The organism is Anaerotignum faecicola (genome assembly GCA_024460105.1).
In the GTDB taxonomy this organism is placed as follows: Bacteria; Bacillota; Clostridia; order Lachnospirales; family Anaerotignaceae; genus JANFXS01.
Map to the genome: position 1 here is coordinate 1 of JANFXS010000006.1, position 17920 is coordinate 17920.

Sequence of the window (17920 nt, forward strand, 5' to 3'; positions counted from 1 at the left end):
GTTAACCGATGGGTCGTAGGTTCGAGCCCTACTCGGGGAGCTTTTAATAAAAAGCGGGAAGAAAGTAAGAAAGAAGTAGTAAGAAGTAAAAGAATAAGGCCCGATGGTCAAGCGGTTAAGACACGGCCCTTTCACGGCTGTAACCCGGGTTCGATTCCCGGTCGGGTCACTTTGGCGCCATCGCCAAGTGGTAAGGCAAAGGTCTGCAACACCTCTACCCCCGGTTCAAATCCGGGTGGCGCCTTTTATTAAAAACCTTAAATTCTGATATTTATCGGATATTTAAGGTTTTTTATTTTATTTATAGGATTCAAACTAAAGAAGTGATTTAATTAAATTTACATGCGTCTTGTAAGATTATAAATGGTTTAATTTTGAAACAGGGGCTTATATAGGAAATACTTTGCGTAAGATACTAAACTAAATGTAAATTTATTTTATAATAAGGTATAAGCTGAATTTTTATATATGCTTGGTTATTGTCGAATCAGCTTTTTTCAACTCTTTGACTTACGCTTCATAAATCAAGTTACACTTCATAAAACTCTATTTACAACCATTCTATACAGTTCTTTAATCAGGTTCTTAAATTTTATTTCTTAAAATATTATGTGTTTGATATCGATGTTAAAGCGCGCTTACATAATATTGTGATTTGGCGCATACGGGATATATAATGTTTATGTGATATACAAAGGCTGACTATCCGGATACATCAAAAGTAATTTTGAGCAGAAGCGTAATGCCGCCTCATAAGCATTATATATATTTTGCATATTTTAAGGGTATTTTTTATTTAGGTTTGTGGAGTAATGTTAATTTAAATTATATTTTTGCCAAAGGCATTTATTTTTTATGAGTCCGATTTATTAAATGTTGTTTCAATTTAAATAGTTCTGTTATAAAAAAACAATAATTTACTTTAAATTATTATTTAAAAATATAGTACCTTAAGCGTACAAGGATATATATGGTCGAGGACGGCATTATAAAACTAATAGCTGCGTCAAAAGCAATTGATGTACTTTTGGTTACGCCTACATGCTTTTTCTTTGCTATTAAACCGCTAATGCCCTCCTCAAATCTTTGACTCCCTATGGGGGAATTTTTTGTTATTCAAGGCAAAATGCGCCGACTTACACAGAAGTAAGGGTGCAAACCGCGTCAGAGACGCGTCATGCAGCGTTTTCCAAAGGAAATTTTGAGGGTTCACAGACAAGTATTTGCACCGCTGAAGAGAAAGAAAATTTACCACATGGAGCATATATGTCATTGTGCCCTGAAGGTATCGTTCTTTTTTACACAGACGCATTGGCAGAACCATATTTTGTTTGATATAAGGCTTAAATCAAAACATATACGGGTTTTCAAGTTATACTTACAATATGTTTTTAAATATAAATGCGGCTATTTATTATATAGATTTTCAGTAATGAGGTGTCTAATCTAATTTACAGTCTGGTTATCTTTGTTATCATAAGTTTAAATTTATTTTTTTAATGATATTTAAAACTTTTTATATAGTTATACTGTCTTAACATACAGAAAGGTAAAAGTTTAAGTTATATTAATAACGGCACTTTGTCAGAAATATTAAAGTTTATTTCAATTTGCTTGATATATCAATTCGTAAGTCTATTATTTTCAGATTTTACAACATAATGTGTAAGCCTGAAATTACAGTGTGTATAAATGCTGTCAGTTAATTTTAACCGGTTAAATAAATTATTAAAACTTTTTGGCTTTGTATATTGTCTTAACATACAAAGGAGGAAAAAGAATGAAGAAAAGTAAGCTGTTTGAAGATTATATAACAGAGAATATAGATAGCGCATATAGATTTGCTTTCACATATGTGAGAAATAAAGAAGATGCAGAAGATATACTCAATGAGAGTGTGGTAAAAGCTATAAAAGGGATCAATTCCCTCAGAGAACCCAAATATATTAAATCGTGGTTTTTCAGAATAATAGCTAATACTGCTATCAACTATATAAGACGGCAAGGGAAGATAGTGTATTTGGATTATGATGATATGGAACACCTCCAGAAAACAGAAGATGACTATTCCGATTTAAATTTTAACGAACTTATTGAAAAGCTTGATCAAAAGTATAAATCAATTATAGTCCTACGGTTTTTTGAAAATATGACTTTGCAGGAAATTGCACAAGTTCTTGATACTAATGAAAATACTGTTAAGACAAGACTGTACAAAGCTCTGAAAATATTGAAAGTCGATGTTGAGGAGGCGATTTAATGGATTTAAATAAATTGAAAACTGAGTATGAAAATATCAAAGCTGATGACAGATTAAAAGAAAGGATTGAAGAAACTATGAGAAAAGAGAATTCAAAAAGAAAAATGTTACGTGGTATTGTTGGTACGGCTGCTTGTGTGACTGTTTTAACTGTAAGTTTGAATGTGAGCCCTACTTTTGCATATGCAATGAGTAACATACCGGTGGTTGATTCCATAGTTAAGGTGCTTACGCTTAATAAGTATGAAGTTGATGAAGGAAATTATAATGCGACGGTTGTCACTCCTAAGCTTGAAGGCCTTGTTGATAAGGAGCTTGAAGAAAAGCTGAACGCCGAGTTTAAGGAAAACGCAGAAGAAGTTATAGCGGCTTTTGAGAAATCAATCAAGGAGCTTACTGAAGACTTCGGCGAAGGCAATTTCCATGAAGGAATTGAATATAACTATAATGTAAAAACTGATAATGAAAATATGCTTGCGCTTGACGTTTACCTTTACGGAGCCAGCGGATCTTCATGGATTGAACACACATATTATAACATAGATAAGAAAACAGGCGAACTGCTTACGTTTGAAGGATTGTTCAAAGACGATGTTGATTATATAACTCCTATCAGCGAATATATAAAAGGTGAAATGGAAAGACTTAATAAAGAAGAGGGAGGAATGTATTTCCTTCCGGAAAATGAAAATAACTTTGAAGGCTTTGAAAAAATAGAAAAAGACCAGAAATTTTATATTAATGACGATGGTAATATAGTGATTTGTTTTGACAAATATGAAGTTGCCGCCGGAGCTCAAGGCAGCCCTGAGTTTGTTTTGCCGGATGAAGTAGTAAAAGATATAGTTAAATAAATGTTTCAATATACCGCGGAATTTATTTCCGCGGTTTTTATATGCTTATTCGGCAAATATTATTTAATTATCCGCCATTATGGTTGCTTTATAAAATAGACTTGTATTTCATACGCTTTACTCTTTATAGTGTTAGCTCCAATTTGCAAGGGCGCACACGTATTACAATGAAAATTTTACGCATTTCCGCATTGCGGACGTTTGCCGTAGAAACCGCTGGGTCTGTGCGTATGCGCCTTGAAAAGCAAAAAATTTTTTTGTGAGATCGGCGAGTTTTAACCGGCAGCAGCGTAAGAGCAAGATAAAGATGCGCAAATGCCGCAAACTCTACATCAAGCGCTTTTAATGCGGCTATTGCGCCGCTTGCTGTCCGTTAAAACCTGGTGTCCAAGCATAACAGCTTTAAGACAATATGCAATATTATATGCGGCAGGCCGTTTATTTTTTAGTTGGAACATAACATTTATATTTTCTGACGATAAACGGAATTTTATACTTTGTAAACTAAATGTGAGATAAAAGAACGTTGTTAAAGCCTTTCCTTTGTGGTAAAATAAAATTTAACTGATTTGGAAAGGAGGGGGAGTTATTGTCTGAAAGCGTTGTTTTAGAAGGCACAGTTGAAGATATTATATTTCAAAATAGCGATAACGGATATGCGGTTTTTTCTGTCGATAATGGTGAAAGCGAAGTTATATGCGTTGGGATTGTGCCTAACCTGCATAACGGCGAAAGCCTTAAGGTTATAGGAAATTGGACCGTACACCCTTCCTATGGCAGGCAGCTTTCGGTTGAGTTTTATGAAAAAACAATTCCTACAACCATAGACGGTATTGAAAAATATCTTTCTTCCGGTGTTATTAAAGGTATAGGGCCTAAAACGGCTAAAAAAATTGTTGAAAAATTCGGCGAAACGACATTTTACATCATTGAAGAAAAGCCCGACAGGCTTGTTGAGATAAAGGGGCTTACATATGAAAAAGCGGTTCGTATAAGTCAAGTTTTCAGAGAACAGCATGAACTTAGGCGGGTTATGATTTTTCTCCAAAATTTTGGAGTTACTCCTGTTTATGCAATGAAAATATATAAAAAATATAAAGAAAAAACATTTGATATAGTTAATACAAACCCATACAGGTTGGCGGACGACATAACAGGCATAGGATTTAAAATGGCAGACAAATTAGCCGCTTCGGCCGGTATAGCCGAGGACGCCCCCGGAAGGATTAAAGCCGCCGTGAAGTATATATTAAATAAAGCGGCGCAGGACGGCCATGTTTATCTGCCGCAGGATATACTGCTGGAAAATGTTAAGGATATAACCGGAGTTGACGCCACGCTTATAGAAAACGGACTTTTGGAACTACAGATAGAGCATCAGATATGGCGTGAAAATTTAAATGATGAAGTAATAATATATTTAAATTTATATTATTATTCCGAGATTTCTTCGGCAAAAAAAATGATTGAACTGCTTGAATACAGGGACGAATACGGGAAAGACTGGGACAGTGTAATTGACAATGCCGAAATATCAACGGGAATTAAGCTTGCAGATAAGCAGCGCGAGGCCGTCAAGGAAGCGTTGACGGAAGGAGCTCTTATAATAACCGGCGGACCCGGCACCGGAAAAACCACTACTATAAACACCATTATCAAGATATTAGAGAAAGAAGGAAGGAGCATTATGCTTGGAGCTCCTACCGGCAGGGCGGCAAAAAGGATGACAGAAGCCACAGGCATGGGAGCACAGACAATTCATAGGATGTTGGGAATTAACTTTATTGACGGCGACAGCAGAACGCAGTCCTTTGAAAAGGATGAAGATGATCCGATAGACGCCGATGTTATTATAATAGATGAAAGTTCTATGATAGACATATTGCTTATGAATAGTTTTTTGCGCGCCGTGCGTCCGGGAACAAGGCTGATACTTGTGGGAGACGTTGATCAGCTCCCTTCTGTAGGGGCCGGAAACGTATTAAAAGATTTGATAAAGAGCAATGTTATAAAAGTTGTGCGCCTTACTGAAATTTTCAGGCAGGCGCAGGAAAGCGCGATAATAACAAATGCGCACAGGATAAACAACGGCCTTTACCCTGTTTTAAACGATAAAACGAAAGACTTCTTTTTTGTAAAGCGTTCCAATGCGGGGGATGTGGTAACTGCCATAAAAGATCTGATAACAAGAAGACTGCCGGCGTTTAACGGATGCGACCCTGTAAACGATATTCAAGTATTGACTCCTATGAAAAAGGGGATACTAGGAGTTCAGGAAATTAACAAAGTTTTGCAGGAAACGCTTAATCCGCCGCATAGAGGGAAAAAAGAAAAGGCGTTTAGAATGGGAACTTTCCGTCAAGGCGATAAAGTTATGCAGATAAAAAATAATTATAATATGGCTTGGAAAGTTAAAGGATTTAAAGGAAAGGTTATAGACGAAGGCCTCGGAATTTTTAATGGCGACTGCGGCATAATTCATGATATTGATGAAAGCAGTGAAACAATGAGCGTTATTTTTGACGATAATAAATTGGTCGAATATGATTTTACACAGCTCGAGGAGCTGGAGCTTGCTTATGCGGTAACAATACACAAATCTCAGGGGAGCGAATACCCGGTTGTTATTGTGCCTATACACAGCGGTCCGCCCATGCTGCTTTCAAGAAACCTTTTGTATACGGCGGTTACGAGGGCAAAAAAATTGGCTGTACTTGTCGGTATACCTGAAACTATGAATAAAATGGTTGATAATAACAGGGAGATTAACAGATATTCTACTTTGGACAAACGTATTTGTTCTTTGTACGAATTTATGCATCAGGAATAAGGTGGAAACATGATTAAAATTGCAGATGCCGTTCTTAATTTGATTTATCCTCCCAGATGCGCCGTTTGCCTTGACATAATTCCTATGGGAGGCAACAAGTATTTATGCGGCCCGTGCTTTGAAAGCATGAATAAAAACAATGGAATAACAGTAAAGTATTTTAATGACAAAAGCATTAAATTTACGGAAAATATAACAAGCGCATTTGCAGTTTACAGCTACGGCGAGGTACGCGAGGCCGTCAGATACTTTAAATTTGACGGTTATAAAAGAAGCGGCGCGGCTTTTGCGGAAATTATGCATGAAGTTGCCCGACGTAATTTTCCATATATTTTCAAAGATTGCGATTTGCTTGTTCCTGTTCCAATCCATAGTAAAAGATATAAGGAAAGGGGATTCAACCAATCGGAGATTATAGCCGAAAGGCTTGCGGAACTGACAGGGATAAAGACGGCGGCGGATACGATTATCAGGACAAAGGAGACTGCTCCGCAAAGCTCCCTTAACGCTTCCGAAAGAAGGAAAAATATAAAAGGGGCCTTTGAGTTTGGAAACGGCGATGTAAAGGGCATGAATATTCTTTTAATTGACGATATTTTTACAACGGGCGCAACTTTGAATGAATGTGCCTCAGTTCTGCTTAAAAACGGTGCGAAAGAAGTAAACTGCTATACGTTTGCGGCGGCGATTTTGGATTAAGGGGACTTTTATATGTATAATGCTGGTCTGGTTTTGGAAGGCGGCGGCATGCGCGGAGTTTATACAGCCGGAGCGCTTGACTTTTTTATAGACAAGGATATATGGTTTTCGTCGGTATACGGCGTTTCGGCCGGAGCCTGCCATGCATGCAGCTACTTGTCAAAACAACGCAAAAGGGCGTTTAACGTTAACGTGGACTATTTGAAGGATAAGAGGTATGCAAGTTTATACAGCCTGTTTAAGACAGGCGATTATTTTGGCAGCAAATTTGTATACGACACAATACCGAATGAACTCAGCCCTTATGATTATGATTCATTTAATAAATACGAGGGAAACTTCTGTTGTGTTGTTACAAACTGTATTACAGGAAGAGCCGAATACCTTAAAGTTAAAGATATGAAAAAAGATATTGATTTTATAAGAGCTTCGAGTTCTCTCCCTATGATTTCCGGGATGGTAGAAATAAACGGCGGAAAATACCTTGACGGGGGTATAAGTGATTCAATACCGATAAAAAAATCTGAAAGCGACGGAAATTTAAAAAATGTTGTTATACTTACCCGTGATGGTAAATACCGCAAAACAAAAAATAAAATGCTCAGAGTTTTGAAGATAAAATACAGGAAGTATCCAAATCTTGTTAAAGCTATGGCCGAAAGACATATTAAATATAACAATACTCTGGATTATATAGAAAAAAAGGAAAAAGCGGGCGGCATATATGTCATACGCCCGCAAAAGCCTGTGGAGATAGGAAGGCTCGAGAAAAATAAAGAAAAGCTATATGAACTTTATAATGAAGGATATAATGATGCCAAGCGCCATTATAAAAGATTAATTGATTTTTTAAAAAGTTAAATCATATATATAAGGCCTATCGCTATTAGCAGCACGCCTGAAACCGTACTCCAAATATCTGTTCTCAAAGGACAGATATTTTTTATTTTATTGCCGAAATATGTGCCCAAAACAAGAAGAAGTATTTGAAGAAGAGCGACAAGGAATGGCAGAAGAACTGTATATCCGCCTGCTATACCGGCTCCCGTAACGGCTCCGAAAGCGTCTATTGAAAGTGAAAATCCCAGATAAATAGCTTCAAGCGTATCAATAGAATTTGAATTATCCATGTCGCAGCTTTGCGGTGTTCGTACAATCTCTATTGTAAGGCCGAACTGTTTTAAAAAAAATATATGTTTTTTATTTTCCGGTGTTTTTGATTTTTTTGGCTTTGGCGGGCGTTTACTTTGAAATATTATCCATGCCCCGAGAAGTATAAGCATTATAGTGCCTATGTTGCCGGCCAGTTTTGCGGGCAGTATATTCCTTATAAAATCACCGAGCACGAGTGCAAGGAATGTTATGGCTATCGACTGGAAAGAAATTATCAGCTTTGCGCCGGGAGTTATTTTTATGCCGCGGCCGCCGCATGCAAGGCCGACGCCGAAAGCGTCGATTGAAAGCGCAAGGGAAAGTATTATTAATTTATACGCCATTGATATGCCCCCGATAATTTACGGTTACTTTTATAATATGAATAAAGTAATAACTTTGCTATCATCCGAATAAAATTTAACCGAGGTGAGAATATGGACTGGCATAACAGAACTTATTTAGAAACGGTTGAATTATTGGAATCCGACTTGTCAAGAGGTCTTACAAGCCGACAGGCGGAGAAAAGGCTTGATGAAAACGGTGAAAATATACTTCGTGATGAAGGGAAAAGAAAGGGGGTTGTTGAAAAGTTTTTTGATCAGCTTAACGATTTTCTTGTAATTGTGCTTCTGAGCGCGGCCGCGGCTTCATTTATTATTTCCGTATTGAAAGGGGATAAAGACTTTGCGGATTCTTTCCTTATTATTGCAATAGTTATTGTTAACGCAGTTATTGGAGTCGTTCAGGAGTCTAAAGCGCAAAAAGCTATTGACGATTTGAAGAAATTGACGCCGCACAAAGCAAAGGTGGTGCGTGACGGTGAAGTTAAGGAAATCGAAGCGAAAGACATAGTTATCGGAGATATAATTGTTTTTGAAACAGGAGATTCCATTAGCGCGGATGCACGCCTCATTGAAAGCGTCAGCCTTAAAACGGAAGAATCGGCGTTAACGGGCGAATCTGAAAGCGTTGAAAAGGACTGTGGATTTATATGCGTAAAAGACTGCCATATTGCCGATAGGCATAATATGGTGCTTGCAGGCTCTTTTGTGGCTTACGGACGAGGAAAGGGCGTTGTAACCGCAACCGGAATGGATACGGAAGTAGGAAAAATCGCAAAACTTATGCAAAGCCAAGACGATAAAAAAACCCCGCTTCAGTCGAAACTTGATGAAACGGGAAAAACCCTTGCAATAGGGGCGGTTCTTGTCTGTGTTGTAATATTTATACTCGGAGTATTGAGGCAGGGGGATATTTTCGATATGTTTATGACTTCCGTAAGCCTTGCGGTGGCGGCAATACCTGAAGGGCTTACGGCTGTAGTAACTATTGTGCTTGCAATGGGAACAAGAAGGCTTGCGGCTAAAAATGCAATTATAAGAAGGCTGCCCGCCGTTGAAACTTTAGGATCAGCTCAGATAATTTGTTCGGATAAAACTGGAACGCTTACTATGAACAAAATGAAGACGGTTAAATTTATGGATATGGACGGAGCGTCAAACGCATCTTCTGAGAGCGTGAATAAGATACTGACGCTTGGCGCGCTTTGCAACAACAGTCAGTATAAAGATAGGAATTTTACAGGGGAACCGACAGAAACGGCAATTTGCGAGGGAGCTCTTGAAAGAGGGATTTACAAAGATAATATAAACATGCAGTTTCCGAGGGTTATGGAATTGCCTTTCTCATCCGACAGGAAACTTATGACGACAGTGCATAAAAAAAACGGGAAATACATAGCCGTAACGAAAGGCGCTCCGGAAATGCTTATAGCAAAATGCTCAAGTTATATGAGAAAAGGCAACGAACTGGAATTTCTTAGGTCTGATAAAAAGAAAGCGGAGGAAATATGCAACGCTATGGCAGGCCGCGCGCTTAGGGTTATTGCCGTAAGCAAAAAAGAATTTGACCGTATGCCTAAAGAGAGCGAACTTGAAAGGGATTTAACTTTGTATGGGTTTATCGGGATTATGGACACGCCCCGGCCGGAAGCGAGGAAAGCTGTCGGAATATGTAAAAAGGCAGGAATAAGGCCGCTTATGATAACGGGCGACAATCCTATGACAGCCGTTGCTATAGGGCGTGAAGTCGGCATATTTGAAGACGGAGATGAAAGCGTTACAGGCGTTGAACTTGAGAAAATGAGCCAGGAAACGCTTATTAAAAATATTGACAAATACACGGTTTTTGCGAGGGTTACCCCTGAACATAAGATGCGCATTGTCAAAGCGTTTCAAAGCAAAAAGCTTATAACGGCCATGACCGGCGACGGAGTTAACGACGCCCCGGCGCTGAAAGCGGCGGATATAGGCTGCGCAATGGGAAAAACAGGAACGGACGCCGCAAAAAATGCGGCTGATATGATTATCGCCGACGATAATTTTGCAACTATTGTAGAAGCGGTTAAAGAGGGACGCGGCATTTATGCAAACATACAAAAAACGGTGCATTTCCTCCTTTCAAGCAATATTGGGGAGATTATAACAATATTTGTGGCAATGGTAATGGGTTGGGCTACGCCGCTTTTGCCAATCCAGCTTTTATGGGTTAACCTAATCACAGATTCACTGCCGGCTATTGCGCTTGGAATGGACACATTTAATAATGATTTAATGGACAGGGAACCTATTGAAAACAGCCGCAGTATTTTCTCAAGCGGGCTTGGGCTCAGGATTTGCCTTGAGGGTACGATGATAGGCATGATTTCCCTGCTTGCCTTTGCTATAGGACATATTTATTATGACGGGGGAATAGGCGCGGATTTTGGACGTACTATGGCGTTTGCCGTTTTGAGTATTTCGCAGCTTGTCCATGCATATAATATGAGAAGCGAGAGAAGCGTTTTAAAGAAAGGCTTTTTTGGGAATCCATATTTAAATTTTGCCGTAATTTTAGGATTTTTGATGCAGTGGTCCGTTATAATGCTGCCTTCTGTGTCAAAATATTTTAAAGTTGTGAGCCTTAATTTGGAACAATGGATAATAGTTGGGGCTTTCTGCCTTATTCCTTTAATCGTTGTGGAAGTGGAAAAAAGGATTATAAAACAATAAACAAAAAACTCCTGAACAGGTATATTTATTTGTACAGGAGTTTTTTATTTCTATTTGCTTAAAGCGGCTTAAATCCGATTATTAGGCTGTAAAAATGATAAATGAACGAGAGCGCTTTCGGTATGGAAATATTATCGTTTTTCCGCTTTGTTTACGCTTCAGCCGCGATTGTTTTAAATTATTCGGATGCAAACATATAAAACAGAACTTAAACTTGTTCCGTGCGGATTCCCTATTTTCAAGAAATGTTTTGTAAATCCTTTCTGCCTCCTCTTTTTTTCCTTTATTATTCCGGAAATATAAGGCGTATGCATGCAAGCGGAATTTTATCATATGTTTATACATGTTCGGCCATATAGAAAAGAAGTTTTTCCGTATCGTTCCAGCCAAGGCATGCGTCGGTGATTGATTTGCCGTATACTGTGCCGTCTATAGGCTGGCTGCCTTCTTCTATAAAACTCTCAATCATAACGCCGCGCACAAGTTTTTTTAGCGACGGATTTATGTTGCGGCTGTGCAGTACTTCCGTTACGATACGAGGCTGTTCGGCAAACCTTTTTTGAGAGTTGGCGTGGTTGACGTCGACAATTACAAAAGGATTTATAAGCCCCTTTTTTAAATACATATTTTCAAGAAGTATCATATCTTCGTAATGATAGTTTGGAAGGCTTTGACCGTGCTTGTTGACATATCCCCTTAATATTGCATGTGCAAGGGGATTGCCGTATGTGGCGACTTCTTCGTCGCGATAAAGGAACGTATGGCTGCTTTGCGCGGCATAAATAGCGTTCAGCATAACGCTGAAATCCCCGCTTGTCGGGTTTTTCATTCCAACGGGGAAATCTATGCCGCTGGAAACAAGGCGGTGCTGCTGGTTTTCAACTGAACGCGCTCCTATGGAAACGTACGTCAATATATCGTCAAGGAAAGCGTAATTTTCGGGATAAAGCATTTCGTCGGCGGCCGTAAGGTGAGTTTCGTTTATCGCCCTTATGTGCATTTTTCTTAAAGCGCGTATCCCTGCAAGTATATTCGGGCCTTTCGTAGGATCGGGCTGGTGAAGCATGCCTTTATAACCCTCGCCGGTCGTACGGGGCTTATTTGTATAAATACGCGGTATGATAAAAAGTTTATCTTTTACTTTGTCATTAATTTCAGCAAGACGGTAAACATAATCGCAAACAGCGTCCTCGTCGCTTGCGGAGCACGGCCCGACTATTACTACAAACCTGTCGTTTTTGCCTTCTATTATTTCCCTAAGTTCGGCGTCGCGTTCGCTTTTTATGGTTTTAAGCTCTGCCGGCATAGGTATTTCTTCCATAATCTGCATAGGAGTTGGGATTGATTTTACATGTTTGAAGCTCATACTTCTCAAATCCTTTCGTTTGGCGTTATTATTTATGAAAAATAAATATATTTCTGTTGATTATTTTTATTATACAAAGTATACTATAAACTATATTTTTTATAATTGCAATTGATTAAGGGGCGATATTATGTCAGAAGATAAAAAAGTAATATTCAGCGGAATGCAGCCGTCGGGTCTTATAACGCTTGGAAACTATCTCGGCGCGCTTAATAATTGGACTAAACTCCAGGATGAATATAACTGCCTTTATTGTGTTGTGGATCTTCATGCAATAACTGTAAGGCAGGATCCTGCAAAGCTCAGAAAAGCGTCAAGGGACGTTCTTATACAGTATATCGCCGCGGGAATTGACCCTGAAAAGAGTATTTTGTATTATCAAAGCCATGTCCCTCAGCATGCTGAATTAAGTTGGATATTAAACTGTTATACTTATATGGGAGAGCTTGGAAGGATGACGCAGTTTAAGGAGAAGAGCCAGAAGCATACAGACAATATCAATGCGGGGCTTTTCACATATCCTGTGCTTATGGCGTCGGATATACTCCTTTATCAAACGGATCTTGTTCCGGTAGGGGAAGATCAGAGGCAGCATCTTGAGATTACAAGGGATATTGCCGGAAGGTTCAACGCCGTTTACGGAGATGTATTTAAAATACCGGAGGCGTATATCGGCAAGGCAGGGGCGCGCGTAATGGCGCTTCAGGAGCCTTCTAAAAAAATGAGCAAGTCTGATGAGAATAAGAATAACACTATAGCCCTTTTGGACGAACCGTCGGTTATTATGAACAAATTTAAAAAAGCGGTTACGGATTCCGAAAATGAAGTAAGATTTTCTGAAGATAAACCGGGAGTAAGCAATCTTTTAAGTATTTATTGCGCCGTTACGGGCAAAACATTACAGCAGGCGGAAGCGGAGTTTGCAAACTGCGGATACGGAAGTTTTAAAACGTCCGTAGGTGAAGCTGTGGTTTCCAAACTTGAGCCTTTCCAGAAAAAAGTTGCGGAACTTGAAAAAAATAAGGACTATATCGAAAAAGTTGTTAAAGAAGGAAGCGAAAAAGCATCATACCTTGCGGCTAAAACTTTAAGGAAAGTCCACAAAAAAATCGGCTTTATACCAAGGTAATAAAGCTTTATATAAATATTACAATTTTAAAGAGATGTGCCTGAACACCATCTCTCGGCGCATAGGTAATGCGTTAAAACAAAACAGGAGGAATTAAAAATGAATAATGAGTTTTCAGGAACAATGAAGAAGGAAAAAACGCGCTTTTCGGCACGGGCAGTTGCAGTAACAGGCATAACGGCCGCCGTTTATACTGTGGCAACACTGGCTATAGCCCCGCTTGGATATGGGGCGATACAGCTAAGATTTTCGGAAATTATGGTGCTTTTGGCATTTATTGATCCCGGATATGGTATCGGTTTGATACTTGGATGCCTTATCAGCAATATATTCAGCCCTGTGGGAGCGATAGACGTTATTTTCGGAACCATGGGAACGATTGTTGCGGTTATCGGCATCGTTAAGTCAAAAGGATTGTTTGCCGCATCGCTTTGGCCTACGATAAGCATGGCTGTGGTTTCGGCTGGAATCAGCATAGGAAGCGGTCTTCCTTATGTTCCGACCCTCATTACGGTTGCTTTGGGCGAATTTGCGGTTGTAACGCTTATAGGCTATCCGATTTTTAAGGCGCTTATGAAAAACAGCGGACTTATGGAAATATTAAGGATTAATAAGGATTAAAAGAAATAAGGGCAGTATATGCCCTTATTTTTTTGCATATATTTACCTTAAAGGAGGGGGATATATGCGCAGTAAAAAATGGGTTATAACAGCTTTGCTGTTTGTTATGGTTATCGGTACTGGAGCAAGGGTTTATGCCGTCAGAAAATCTATTACCGTTCAGGATATTGAAAATGTTAATGACAAAGAAACAAAACAGAAAATAACGGAAGTATTTTTGTCCGACGGTCATAAAGGAGTTAATGTAAATCCGGAAGAAGCCGGCGGCATAGAAATTGTTAAAGGCAATTTTACGGGAACCGAAGGCATAGTTGTTTCTGTTGAATTCGGTTCAAAGCTGACCCTTATAAGCGTTTATGAAAAAAACGGCAAAAGTTATCGATTTATCGATGATTTGGGAAGTTTCCTTAAAATAGAAAGTATAATGCCGGCAGGGCTTAAGCCAGAAGGAAAAGATCTGATATTTATTAAGGAAAATGCGAATCAAACTATGGGAAGTTATGAAAATACGGATTTTATGAGAGGATATTTTTGGAACGGAGGTAACTTTGAACTTGTTTTTAACATTCCTTCAAGCATTGATTCGCAATGGTATGATGTTAAGGACGACGGGAGTTTTCTTTGGCGTAAGGTACTGCATAAAAGCGTGGCGGAGTTTGAAAACGGTAATGAACCTAATATTTCAAGAAGCATTAAAAATGAATATTACACTTGTTCCTGCCATAAGTCTGAAGTACCTGAAGATAAAGATTTTCAGCTTAATTCGTCAAATGAAACAGAAGAGGTTTATTATTGGAGCGGAGAATGGAAAAGGTTTATACTTGCGGAAGGAATTGATAAAACTACACAAGAAGCAGTCGCCGTTATAGAAGATTGGGAGAGCCAGCCATATGCTTTAGTGCCGCAGTTTGAGGACAATAAAAATAAAGTAAGGGTTGTAAGGCGCAATGGAACGGTGTCTGTTGCGGATAAAAATAATATTGATATTTTAAATGAATAAAACTATGCTTCATCAAAGCCTCGTTTTTTATAAATATTTCGCGTCAGGGAAGTTTCGGTTTACAATGGCATACATGCCATGCAAGGAAAATTTTTCCGCATTTCCGTGCCGCATACGCTTAGCCGACGCGTATGCGCTTTAAACTGCAAAAAATTTTTTACTTGTGAGAACGGAGAGTTTTAACGGGCGTTAGCGGCTTAAGAGCAAGGCAAAGACGCATGGGTGCCGCGGAGCCTACGGCACACGGTTTTAACAGGTTCGTTAAAACCGTGTGTGATCTTATAAACTGAAGCTGTGATGTGAACTGAAATATTTACGATTTACGATTAATAGGTTGTTTTATTTTATATGAAGTTTTATAATTGCATTATACTTTAGGAAAAATGATATAGGGAGATGATGGAAATGGCAAAAATAGCTGAAAACCTTATAGAGCTTATAGGCAACACACCGCTTGTTAAGCTTTCCGGGTATTGCAGGCAGTATGGCCTTGAAGGGAATATAATCGCCAAAGCGGAGTATTTTAACCCGCTTGGTTCCGTAAAAGACAGGGCGGCGTTTTATATGCTGAACGACGCTTTTGAAAGCGGGGAAATTAATGAAAGAAGCATTATAATTGAGCCTACAAGCGGCAATACAGGCGTCGGACTGGCATTTATTTGCGCAATTAAAGGCTTAAGGCTTATACTTACCATGCCGGAGAACATGAGTATTGAAAGACGTAAGCTTTTAAAAATGCTGGGTGCGGAAATCGTATTAACTCCGGCGTCAGAAGGTATGGCGGGGGCGATCAAAAAAGCGGAAAGCATTGCGGAAGTTTCGGAAAATTCATTTATACCAAACCAGTTTGAAAATAATTCAAACGTGCGGGCGCATGTTATGACTACTGCGAAAGAAATTATTGACGACACCGATGGAAAAATTGATTTTTTTGTTGCGGGAGTGGGAACGGGAGGCACGATTACAGGAACAGGAAAAGGATTGAAGGAATTTAACCCTGATATAAAAATTATTGCCGCCGAGCCTTTTAACAGCGCCGTTTTAAGCGGTGAAAGCAGCGGGCCGCACGGCCTTCAGGGAATAGGAGCCGGATTTGTGCCGAAAGTTCTTGATACAGATATAATAGACGAAGTTATTAAGGTAAAAGACGAAGAAGCATATGAGGCGGGCAGGAGCGTTGCAAAGACAGACGGGTTCCTTATCGGAATTTCGTCCGGGGCGGCAATACATGCCGCAAAAATTATAGCGTCGAGGCCGGAAAATAAAGGGAAAAATATAGTCGTACTTTTGCCTGATACGGGAGAGAGATACATTTCAACTCCGCTTTTTGAATAACAGTGTTTTAAAGTGATTTTTATTTGTATATAGTGCATAAAAAAATGATAAAAAATTAAAAATATATGTATTAAAATATTAATTGTTACTAAAAAATAATTGTTCATTGAAAAAAAGAGGATTTTAAATGTAATTATCGAATAATAAGTATAAAGATTCACCTTAATTAAAAATCACATCCAAACAAAGGGGGAGATTGTAATGATACAGATTATTGCAGGCGAAAAAGGTGTAGGCAAAACAAAAAGGCTTATTGAAATGGCCAACGAAGCCGGAAAGACGTCGAACGGGCATGTTGTTTTTATTGACGACGACAACAGGCATATGTATGATTTACATTACAATATCAGATTTGTTAAAACTAATTTTGAAATGGAGGATCAGAAGATTTTCTTTGGATTTATATGCGGTATAATGTCGCAGGACAGCGATATTGAGCATATTTTTATCGACGGTCTCCATAATATTGTTAAAGGCCTCAGCGTTGAAAGTTTACAGGAATTCGTTAAAGAGATTGAAACTTTTTCCGTAAGCGAAAATGTTGATTTTACTATGATTATAAGCGCCGATCCAGCTAAGCTCCCAGACGGCGTTAAAAAATATGTGATTTAAGGTTAATGTCTGGAGGTAATGAAGTTTATAAACGGTATTCGGCATATCTCAAAGAAAGATACGGCGGCAGGGTTTATAAACTTCCGGTTAACATTCCCGTTTCATGCCCGAACAGGGCCGACGGAAAAAACGGATGTTCATATTGCGATGATAGAGGCGCCGGATTTGATAATTTATCCGGCGCCGTTTCAGTTGGGGAGCAGCTGAAAACCAATATGGACTATATAGGCCGAAAATATAAAGCGGATAAATTTATTGCGTATTTTCAAAACTTTACGAATACTTTCCTTCCGCTTTCCGAATTTAAATCATATATGGAAATGGCGGCAAAAGAAAATATTGTTGAAATTGCCGTGTCAACCAGACCCGACTGTATAAGAAACGAGTATCTGGATGTACTGGACGAAATTAAAAAAGACAAAGGAATAGAAATTACCGTAGAATTAGGGCTTCAAAGTTCAAATTGCCACACTCTTAACAATATTAACAGAGGCCACACTTTGGCCGAATATATTGACGCAATGCTTTTGATCAGACAGTATGGATTTAAAACATGCACGCATATAATATTAAACATGCCATGGGACGATATGGACGATACGGTGGAAACCGCTAAAATCGTTTCGGCGCTTAAGACAGATTTTATAAAACTCCATGCCCTTTATATAGTAGACGGAACGGATATTGGTGAACAGTATAAAAGGAATATGTTTGAAATATGTTCGTGCGGCGAGTATAAAAATAGGGTGATAAACTTCCTGAGATACCTCTCGCCGGAAATATATGTGCAAAGGGTAATAGGACGCGCTCCGAAAGAAGGCTCCGTTTTTGCAAACTGGGGACAAAGCTGGTGGAAAATCAGGGACGAAATAGAAGCTGAAATGACGGAAAAAGGTTTTTGCCAAGGCGACAAGTTCGACTATCTCGGCGGCAAAGCAGTTAGGAAATTTTTTTAATAGAGACCTGCAATACGGGAACTTTTCCGTTAAAATGCAGGTCTTATTTTTAT

At 38.9% G+C, this 17920-nt stretch carries 14 protein-coding genes and 2 tRNA genes; 14 read left to right on the top strand and 2 right to left on the bottom strand.

Annotated elements, in window-relative coordinates:
* Positions 1-97: 97 nt before the first annotated feature.
* The 7 genes from NE664_10215 to NE664_10245 all read left to right on the top strand — a co-directional run bounded on the left by NE664_10215 (position 98) and on the right by NE664_10245 (position 7504).
* A tRNA-Glu gene (locus NE664_10215) sits at positions 98-169 on the top strand.
* Positions 170-173: 4 nt separating this feature from the next.
* Positions 174-244: transfer RNA gene (locus NE664_10220), tRNA-Cys, on the top strand.
* Positions 245-1780: 1536 nt separating this feature from the next.
* Positions 1781-2260 (top strand): sigma-70 family RNA polymerase sigma factor, encoded by a 480-nt coding sequence (locus NE664_10225; protein ID MCQ4727017.1) that lies wholly within the window; start codon positions 1781-1783, stop codon positions 2258-2260.
* The gene (locus NE664_10230; GenBank protein ID MCQ4727018.1) at positions 2260-3114 is read left to right on the top strand and encodes a DUF3298 domain-containing protein; all 855 of its coding nucleotides are present in this window, start codon (positions 2260-2262) and stop codon (positions 3112-3114) included. Before NE664_10225 ends, NE664_10230 begins: the two co-directional genes overlap by 1 nt.
* Positions 3115-3703: 589 nt before the next feature.
* Positions 3704-5944: an ATP-dependent RecD-like DNA helicase gene (locus NE664_10235; GenBank protein MCQ4727019.1), complete on the top strand. Its 2241-nt coding sequence runs from the start codon at positions 3704-3706 to the stop codon at positions 5942-5944.
* A 9-nt stretch (positions 5945-5953) separates the two neighbouring features.
* Positions 5954-6643, top strand: a complete 690-nt coding sequence (locus NE664_10240) for a ComF family protein (GenBank protein ID MCQ4727020.1) — start codon at positions 5954-5956, stop codon at positions 6641-6643.
* A 12-nt stretch (positions 6644-6655) separates the two neighbouring features.
* Positions 6656-7504: a patatin family protein gene (locus tag NE664_10245; protein MCQ4727021.1), complete on the top strand. Its 849-nt coding sequence runs from the start codon at positions 6656-6658 to the stop codon at positions 7502-7504.
* On the opposite strand, the gene ytaF is transcribed toward NE664_10245, so the two are convergent.
* The gene (gene ytaF / locus NE664_10250) at positions 7501-8139 is read right to left on the bottom strand and encodes a sporulation membrane protein YtaF (GenBank protein ID MCQ4727022.1); all 639 of its coding nucleotides are present in this window, start codon (positions 8137-8139) and stop codon (positions 7501-7503) included. The two genes, NE664_10245 and ytaF, sit on opposite strands and share 4 nt — an antisense overlap.
* Positions 8140-8232: 93 nt before the next feature.
* On the opposite strand from ytaF, the gene NE664_10255 reads away from it, so the two are divergent.
* A complete protein-coding gene (locus tag NE664_10255; GenBank protein ID MCQ4727023.1) occupies positions 8233-10848 on the top strand; it encodes a calcium-translocating P-type ATPase, PMCA-type in 2616 nt (871 codons plus the stop codon).
* A 337-nt stretch (positions 10849-11185) separates the two neighbouring features.
* Here the strand turns inward: NE664_10255 and NE664_10260 are convergent, their stop codons facing one another.
* Positions 11186-12223 (bottom strand): 3-deoxy-7-phosphoheptulonate synthase, encoded by a 1038-nt coding sequence (locus NE664_10260; GenBank protein MCQ4727024.1) that lies wholly within the window; start codon positions 12221-12223, stop codon positions 11186-11188.
* Between the two features lie 121 nt (positions 12224-12344).
* Between NE664_10260 and trpS the strand changes: the two genes are divergently transcribed.
* The 6 genes from trpS to NE664_10290 all read left to right on the top strand — a co-directional run bounded on the left by trpS (position 12345) and on the right by NE664_10290 (position 17867).
* Positions 12345-13343 (top strand): tryptophan--tRNA ligase, encoded by a 999-nt coding sequence (gene trpS, locus NE664_10265; protein ID MCQ4727025.1) that lies wholly within the window; start codon positions 12345-12347, stop codon positions 13341-13343.
* Between the two features lie 99 nt (positions 13344-13442).
* The gene (locus NE664_10270; protein ID MCQ4727026.1) at positions 13443-13964 is read left to right on the top strand and encodes a QueT transporter family protein; all 522 of its coding nucleotides are present in this window, start codon (positions 13443-13445) and stop codon (positions 13962-13964) included.
* A 64-nt stretch (positions 13965-14028) separates the two neighbouring features.
* On the top strand, positions 14029-14964 hold the full coding sequence (locus tag NE664_10275; GenBank protein MCQ4727027.1) for a hypothetical protein: 936 nt from the start codon (positions 14029-14031) through the stop codon (positions 14962-14964).
* A 405-nt stretch (positions 14965-15369) separates the two neighbouring features.
* Entirely contained in the window at positions 15370-16299 is a 930-nt protein-coding gene (cysK, locus tag NE664_10280) for a cysteine synthase A (protein MCQ4727028.1), read from the top strand.
* A 201-nt stretch (positions 16300-16500) separates the two neighbouring features.
* Complete coding sequence (locus NE664_10285; GenBank protein MCQ4727029.1) at positions 16501-16911, top strand: hypothetical protein; 411 nt, start codon at positions 16501-16503, stop codon at positions 16909-16911.
* Between the two features lie 5 nt (positions 16912-16916).
* Entirely contained in the window at positions 16917-17867 is a 951-nt protein-coding gene (locus NE664_10290) for a TIGR01212 family radical SAM protein (GenBank protein MCQ4727030.1), read from the top strand.
* Positions 17868-17920 lie beyond the last annotated feature (53 nt).